Genomic DNA, 7,615 nt, shown 5'->3' with positions numbered 1-7,615 from the left:
GACGATATGGCAGCGGAGCTGACCAGAGCGATCGCGAAGGTGCGCCTCATGCAGGCGGTGGCCGAAGTGAACGGGCTGAACGCGTCGCGTTACACGGCGGCAAGCTGGAATGCGGTGCAAGCAGCGCAGGCGGAAGCGAAGGCGCTGCTGGCGAACGAAAACGCGACGGAAGAAGAGCTGACCGGAGCAGCGACCAAGCTGGCGAACGCAGTGAAGGGCCTGAAGACGAAGGGCGGCTCGAACGGCTCCGTTTCTAAAGTAAGCGACAGCGATTACTGGAACGGGATCATCGAGAAGATCAACAGCACGGCCAAGAGTGGCACAGTGAACGCGACGCTGGAGAGCGGAGCGATGACGCCTGCGACGGTGATCGATGCAGCGGCGGCGAAGGGTGTCGCGCTGAACATCGAGATCGGCGGAAAGGCATACCTGCTGAGCAATTACGCGATCGACGCATCCGCGGTGTACTACAGCGCGGCGGAACTCATCGCAATGGCGGACGGCGAAACCCCGGCTGCGGGCGATGCGGCTGGCAGCGGCAACGCCAACCCGGAGACGGGCGGCGAGGTAGCAGCGACGGTGCCGAACGCGGCGGCGCCTGCTGGCGAAGCGAACAGTGCGAGCGAGACGATCGGCGGCGCGAGCGAAGTGCAAGCCGAAAACAGCTTGCCCGGCTGGACCATCGCGGCGATAGCAGCGGTTCTGTTGGCTGGTGCGGTGCTGGTGGTGGCCATCTACCGCCGCAGAAACAGCAACGAAATCTGACACAGCTTTCTCATTTTTCCTTTCTTATATTTTTCCCATGAAGCGGGGCGGCCAATTTGGCCGCCCCGCTTCATTTGGCAAGGTAACTATCTGCTATGACAGTGGAAAAATGGAGGGGGCATTTTGGACAAAGGGGCATTATGTGAACACAGCAGGTGGGAATGAAGCGAGGATGAAGAAGCATATCCAATGAGTTTCAAAGAATATGAAGATCCATTCAATGCCTGCGGATAATCCAATCAGTAAAAAGTAACGCCAAGTGCGGCTGACGACCGTTAGGTGCTGCTGGTTAATGGTTCTTATAGGGCCGCGTTGAGTGTGTCCCACGTTTTACGTAAGAGCGTGATTTTTTGGTGAGGATACGAATTGTATTCTCAGGAGGGATGTGCTACGATAAAACAAAAAGTAACTTGAAAATGGAGAAACGGGATGACATCTTTTCTAAAGACCGCGATAAAAAGGGAAAATATCGGCTTTACTTTGGTGCAATCCTTATATCAGTTCGGGTTTTGCTGTTACAATAATTTCCTGGTTCTCTATTTGCAGGAACACGGTTTTACTAACACCGAGTGCGGTCTGACCATCACCTTACAGGCTGTCATCACATTGGCTTTGCAACCGGTTTACGGCTACATCACGGATACCTATCTTTCCTGCAAAAAGTTTTTAATGCTGGCGACTGCCCTGAGCATACCAGCTGCGCTTCTGTTGCCCGCAACGGTGAAGACGGTGCCTCTAGCAATGTTGTCTGTGGTGGTCTATTCGGCCTTTTTCAATACCAACAGCGCGATCATCGATGCGTGGGAACTGCTGCTGCGCGACGAACGCCCCTATATCCGTTTTGAACTGACCAGGGGCATGGCCTCCTTCTTTTATGCTTTTTTCATCCTCGGCTTTGGCGCGTTGATGGAGCATTTCGGCACGCGCATGATGTTTTTCTCCTATGGCCTGGTGGCCTCTGCTCTAATTGTAGGCTGTTTGGTGATCCCTGGGGTGCCCTGCTGCAACGGGCCAAGGAGCGGCGCGGCTTCTATCGGTACCCTACAGGCGCTCGGATTGCTGGCGAGACAAAAGCGCTATGTCTTATTTTTGCTCAGCGGATTGTGCTTCAACATTGCGCTCCGCTCCACTATGACCTTTCTCCCCAATTATGTGGCGCTCTTCCAGCAGGGCAGCGGAATGTTGGCGCTGCTGCTCTGTACCACCGCGCTTGCTGAGATGCCAACCCTCAACCTTCTGGGGCGGATCAACCGCAAATCGCGCGTTGAATATTCGGGCTTGATTGTCCTTTCCTCGATGCTTTGCAACCTGTTGATCCTGCACCATCTTTCCTCAGCGGAGGGGCTCATCCTGGCGATGGTCTTTCGCGGGATCGCCCACATCGGCTTTTTGGGCGTCTCGATGGAGTTTATCTGCCAGAACACGCCGCGGCAGCTCAATTCCACCGCGATCACACTGGGAAGCGCCTGTACCATCTATCTCGGCTCGATCATCGGTTCGTGGCTGGGTGGAGTGCTCATCGACAGCATGGGACTCCCCGCGCTCACCCTGTTCGCAATCATATTCCTGCTGCTCGCGTTGCTGTCTTATCTCCCGCTGCTGCGGCAAAAAAACGCTTGACACGGGCCGCCATGCTGCGTATACTGAATATCGATAGAACAGTCTGTTTCAGGGCGGGGTGTAAGTCCCCACCGGCGGTGAAGCGCCTTTGTGCGACAAGTCCGCGAGCCATTGTGCAGAATCGGTTGGAATCCGATACCGACGGTATAGTCCGGAGGAAAGAAACAGGTGCGGCCCCGTTTGGAGCGTACATGTTGAGCCCTTGATGATATTCCATCATCGAGGGCTTTTTTGTTTGCATGGGCCGCCAAACCCTTCTGACAGCTATTCTAAAATTTATGCTCGGCCCAACCGGCCCAGGAGGTAATTGTCATGAATGTATCCGCATCCACCAAAAAGCTCACCCGCCTCGCTATGCTGGCAGCCCTTTCAGTCGTGCTGCTGTTGGCGGTGCGTATCCCCTTCCCGCCAGCTCCGTTCCTCGAATACGATCCGGCGGACGTGCCGCTGTTCATCAGCGCGTTCGCCTACGGTCCGGTTGAGGCCCTCATCCTGACCCTGGTGGTTGCGGTGCTGCAAGGGACTACTGTCAGCGCGGGCAGCGGTATCATCGGCATCCTGATGCATTTTTTGGCAACCGGTGGCTATGTGCTGGTGGCGGGCTCGATCTACCGCCGCAACAAGTCCTTCAAAACTGCAATTCTCGCGCTGGGTGTGGGTACCCTCACCATGACGCTGCTGATGGTGGCGATGAACCTGATCTTCACGCCCATCTTCATGGGGACGCCGGTGGACGCCGTGGTGGAAATGCTGGTGCCGGTCATCATCCCCTTTAACCTGATGAAGGCGGGCGTCAACTCTGTTTTCACCTTTTTATTGTATAAAACGACGGGGAAATTGCTTAATGTATAAGTTTCGGCGAAATGACGGTTGACAAAGAGACCGCCATTGGTATACTATAGAAGATACAGTTGAATAACCCCTTATCAAGAGCGGCGGAGGGAACAGGCCCTGTGATGCCCGGCAACCTGCATTTGTAAGGTGCCAAATCCTGCGGGAAACCGAGAGATGAGGATGACGGAAAGTCTCGGTTTTTGGCCGAGACTTTTTTTGTCCGGAAATGGGCGGAGCGCTGCGGCTGCTCCGGAAACAACATGGCGATATCAAATATAACAGGCGGCCGGCGCCGGTGTGGATAAGGGACGGTGGACCGGCCGATAGGAGGAAACAGAATGGCGAAACATCTTTTTACAAGCGAATCAGTCACCGAGGGGCATCCCGACAAGATCTGCGACCAGATTTCCGATGCGGTGCTCGACAGCATCATCGCGCGGGATCCAGACGCGCGCGTGGCGTGCGAAACAGCCGTCACCACCGGCATGGTGCTGCTGATGGGCGAGATCACCACAAGCTGCTATGTCGATCTGCCGAGCATCGCGCGCGGCGTGATCGCGGATATCGGCTACGACCGCGCGAAATACGGCTTCGACTGCCAGACCTGCGCAGTGCTCACCTCGATCCACGACCAGAGCGGCGACATCGCGCTGGGCGTGGACAAGGCGCTGGAGGCCAAGGCGGGCGAGGAGGACGCCGCGTTTGAAACCGGCGCGGGCGACCAGGGCATGATGTTCGGCTTCGCATGTGACGAGACCCCTGAGCTGATGCCCATGCCGATCTCACTCGCCCATCAGTTGGCCAAGCGTCTGACCCTGGTGCGCAAAAACGGCACGCTGCCCTACCTGCGGCCGGACGGCAAGACCCAGGTCACCATCGAATATGAGGACGACCGGCCGGTACGGGTGGACACCATCGTGGTTTCCAGCCAACACGGGGCTGAGGTTTCGCTCGAGACCATCCGCGCGGACATCATCGAGCATGTCGTGAAGCCGGTGGTGCCCGCCCACCTGCTCGACGAGAAGACGCGTTATTTCATCAACCCCACAGGCCGCTTTGTCATCGGCGGCCCGCAGGGGGACAGCGGCGTGACCGGCCGCAAGATCATCGTGGATACCTACGGCGGCTATGCGCGGCACGGCGGCGGCGCGTTTTCCGGCAAAGATCCCACCAAGGTGGACCGCAGCGCGGCGTATGCGGCGCGTTGGGTGGCCAAAAATATCGTTGCGGCGGGGCTTGCGAGAAAGTGCGAGCTGCAATTGGCCTACGCCATCGGCGTGGCCGCGCCCGTTTCGGTGATGGTGGACACCTTTGGCACCGGCGCGGTGAGCGACGAGTTGCTCGCCGAGGCGGCGGCGCACGTCTTCGACCTGCGCCCGGCCGCGATCATCCGCGACCTCGAGCTGCGCCGCCCGATCTACCGCCAGCTGGCGGCCTACGGCCATGTGGGCCGCGAGGATCTGGACGTTGCGTGGGAAAAGACCGACCGCGCGGATGCGCTCAAGGCCTATGTGGAGGCCCGCCGCTGACCCGTATTTCAATATGCATTCGTGAGCGCCCGACGGCAGACCGCTGCCGCCGGGCGCCGTTTTGTTTTTCACCCCGGGCGGGACATTTTCATAGGATGGGGTATGAAAATGGCATGAAATGGGGGTAATTTTATGAAAACGTTGATCCTGTTATTGATCGGCCTGCTCGCCTCAATCGGGTTGGGGTATCTGCTGGTGGTGTTGCAGCGCTGGATTTTGAAGCCGCGCCATCCCTCCCGCATTGCAGCGGTGATGCCGGTATTCGGCCCGGAGCCGGATATCGAGCAGCGGCTGCGCAGCGCCTACACCGACCTGTTGCAGGGGGTGATGGGGGACGATCCGCTGCTGTTGGTGGCCGACTACGGCGCGGACGAGGAAACGCTGCGCATCTGTCGCAGTTTTTGTGAGGAATGCAGCTACGCCAGGGTGTGCGGGGCCCGCGAGCTGGCGGGACAGATCGCGGGTTTACAAAACCGCTGACGCGTATTATACTGAAATGTAAACGGTTTGTACGGATGGGAGAGGCGGCATGGAACAGCAAAGGGAATTGGAGCGGCTGGAGGGCACAGTGGAGTATGTCACCTACCGCAGCGACGACACGGGCTTCACCGTGTTCGGTCTGGCGATCGACAACGACCGCGACCTGGTCACCGTGGTGGGGGAGCTCGCCGAGCCGGTCTGCGAGGGGGAGCACCTCACCCTCACCGGCGAGTACACCGCGCACCCCACCTATGGGCAGCAGTTCCGGGCGGCGATCTGCGAAAAGGCGCTGCCATCCACCGCCAACGCCATCCTGAAGTATCTTTCCGCGCGGTCGATCAAGGGCATCGGCCCGGTGATCGCGGCGCGCCTGGTCACCCACTTCGGCGACCGGACGCTGGACGTGATGGAAAACAACCCCGAGCGCCTCACCGAGGTGCGGGGCATCTCCCCCAAAAAGGCGGCGGAGATCGCGGAGGATTTCCGCCGCGTCTATGGGGTGCGCATGGTAATGCTGTTCCTGGCGCGTTTTAATGTGCACCCCACCATCTGCGTGCGGGTGTGGAAAAAGTGGGGGGGTGCCTCGGTGGAAACCCTGACCGAGAACCCCTACCTGCTGTGCGGATGGGATATCGGCCTGGGTTTTGAACAGGCCGACGCCATCGCTGTGGAATTGGGCGTCGCGCCCGACGACCCGCACCGGGTGGCGGCGGCGCTCGCCTTTGTGCTGCGACACAACCTTGGCAACGGGCACACCTGTCTGCCGGAGGAGAGCCTGGTGAAGATTGCGGCGCAGCTTTTGGAGACCGGACGCGAGCCAGTGGAACAGTGCCTCTACGAGCAGGAGCGGGAGGAGGCGCTGGTCCGGATGGAGATCGACGGGCGGATGTTCTGGTATCTGCCGGAGCTGTTCTGCGCCGAGCGCTATATCGCGGGGCGGCTGATGATTGTGCGCAGCGCGTTTGCCAACCCCGAGCCGCCCGACTACGCCCCGCAGATCGCGGCGCTGGAGGAGAGCTTCTCCATCCGCTATGAGGCGCTGCAAAAGCGGGCGATCGTGGGGGCGCTCACAAACGGCGTATTCCTGCTCACTGGCGGGCCGGGCACCGGTAAGACCACCATCATCAACGCCATCATCGAGCTGTTCGAGCAGATGGGGGAGAAGGTGCTGCTGGCCGCTCCCACCGGGCGCGCGGCCAAGCGCATGACCGAGATGACCGGGCGGGAGGCAAAGACCATCCACCGGCTGCTGGAGGTGGATTTCCGCGCGGGCGATGCGGTGACCTTCAAGCGCAACGAGCGCAACCCGCTCGACGCGGATGTCCTGATTGTGGACGAGATGTCGATGGTGGACACGCTGCTGTTTGAAAGCCTGCTGCGGGCGATGCGGCTGTCCTGCCGGCTGGTGCTGGTGGGGGACGCCGACCAGCTCCCCAGCGTGGGCGCGGGCAATGTGCTGCGCGACCTGATCGATTCGGACGTGCTGTGTTCCGTGCAGCTGAAGGAAATCTTCCGCCAGGCCGCGCAGAGCCTGATCGTCACCAACGCGCACCAGATCGTGCGTGGGGAGCACCCCGACCTGCGGGTGCGGGACAACGACTTCTTCTTTCTGCGCAGCCCTTCGTCCGAGGCGGCGGCCGCCACGCTGGAGGACCTGGTGGCGCGGCGTTTGCCCGCGGCCTACGGCTTCTCCGCGTTGTGGGATATCCAGGTGCTGTCGCCCACCCGCAAGGGGGAGCTGGGCACGATGGAGCTCAACCGGCGGTTGCAGCGCCGGCTCAATCCGCCCGCGGCGCACAAGCAGGAGTTTGTGTTCGGCGGTTACACCTTCCGCACGGGTGACAAGGTGATGCAGATCCGCAATAACTACGACATCGTGTGGGACCGCGAGGGCGGCGAGGGCGGCACCGGCATCTTCAACGGGGATATCGGGGAGATTTTGCAGATCGACCGGGGCGCGCGCATGATGCTGCTGCGCTTCGACGACAAGCAGGCGGAATACAGCTTCGACATGGCCAACGAGCTGGAGTTGGCCTACGCGGTGACGGTGCACAAATCGCAGGGCAGCGAGTTTGAGGCGGTGATCCTGCCGCTGGGGCGGCCCAGCCGCAACCTGTATTACCGCAACCTGCTGTACACGGCGGTGACCCGCGCAAAAAAGCTGCTGATCCTGCTGGGGGAGGAGTCCAGCGTCTATTACATGGTGGATAACAACAAAAAGACGCTGCGCTACACCAACCTGGCGCGCTTGCTGCGCGCAGAACAGGACCCGATGGGCGGCGCGGGCGGGCCGGGATGAAAATTTTTCAATCTTAAATCGAGATGGTTTCAAGACTATTTCGTCATAATTCTCAGAATAAGACTTAAACTGTACTTGATATATCTTA

General features: G+C 59.7%; 6 protein-coding genes and 2 riboswitches. All 6 genes read left to right on the top strand.

Going from position 1 to position 7,615, the window contains the following annotated elements:
* Positions 1–765 (top strand): hypothetical protein (locus H8711_RS03225; protein WP_249282099.1); only part of this gene is annotated, 765 nt, incomplete at its 5' end.
* A 429-nt stretch (positions 766–1,194) separates the two neighbouring features.
* Complete coding sequence (locus H8711_RS03220; protein WP_249282098.1) at positions 1,195–2,385, top strand: MFS transporter; 1,191 nt, start codon at positions 1,195–1,197, stop codon at positions 2,383–2,385.
* A gap of 40 nt (positions 2,386–2,425) precedes the next feature.
* A riboswitch (FMN riboswitch) is annotated at positions 2,426–2,556 on the top strand.
* A 141-nt stretch (positions 2,557–2,697) separates the two neighbouring features.
* Positions 2,698–3,237, top strand: a complete 540-nt coding sequence (locus H8711_RS03215; RefSeq protein WP_249282097.1) for an ECF transporter S component — start codon at positions 2,698–2,700, stop codon at positions 3,235–3,237.
* 68 nt (positions 3,238–3,305) lie between these two features.
* Positions 3,306–3,400: riboswitch (SAM riboswitch) on the top strand.
* A gap of 157 nt (positions 3,401–3,557) precedes the next feature.
* Positions 3,558–4,748 (top strand): methionine adenosyltransferase, encoded by a 1,191-nt coding sequence (metK, locus tag H8711_RS03210; RefSeq protein ID WP_249282096.1) that lies wholly within the window; start codon positions 3,558–3,560, stop codon positions 4,746–4,748.
* Positions 4,749–4,880: 132 nt separating this feature from the next.
* A complete protein-coding gene (locus H8711_RS03205; protein ID WP_249282095.1) occupies positions 4,881–5,228 on the top strand; it encodes a glycosyltransferase family 2 protein in 348 nt (115 codons plus the stop codon).
* Between the two features lie 49 nt (positions 5,229–5,277).
* Positions 5,278–7,527 carry an SF1B family DNA helicase RecD2 gene (recD2, locus tag H8711_RS03200; protein ID WP_249282094.1) on the top strand — a complete coding sequence of 750 codons (2,250 nt, stop codon included), beginning with the start codon at positions 5,278–5,280 and terminating at the stop codon, positions 7,525–7,527.
* Positions 7,528–7,615: the final 88 nt, after the last annotated feature.

This window comes from Ligaoa zhengdingensis (genome assembly GCF_014384885.1).
Taxonomy (GTDB): domain Bacteria; phylum Bacillota; class Clostridia; order Oscillospirales; family Ruminococcaceae; genus Ligaoa; species Ligaoa zhengdingensis.
This window is presented reverse-complemented; position numbering and strand designations above follow the sequence as displayed.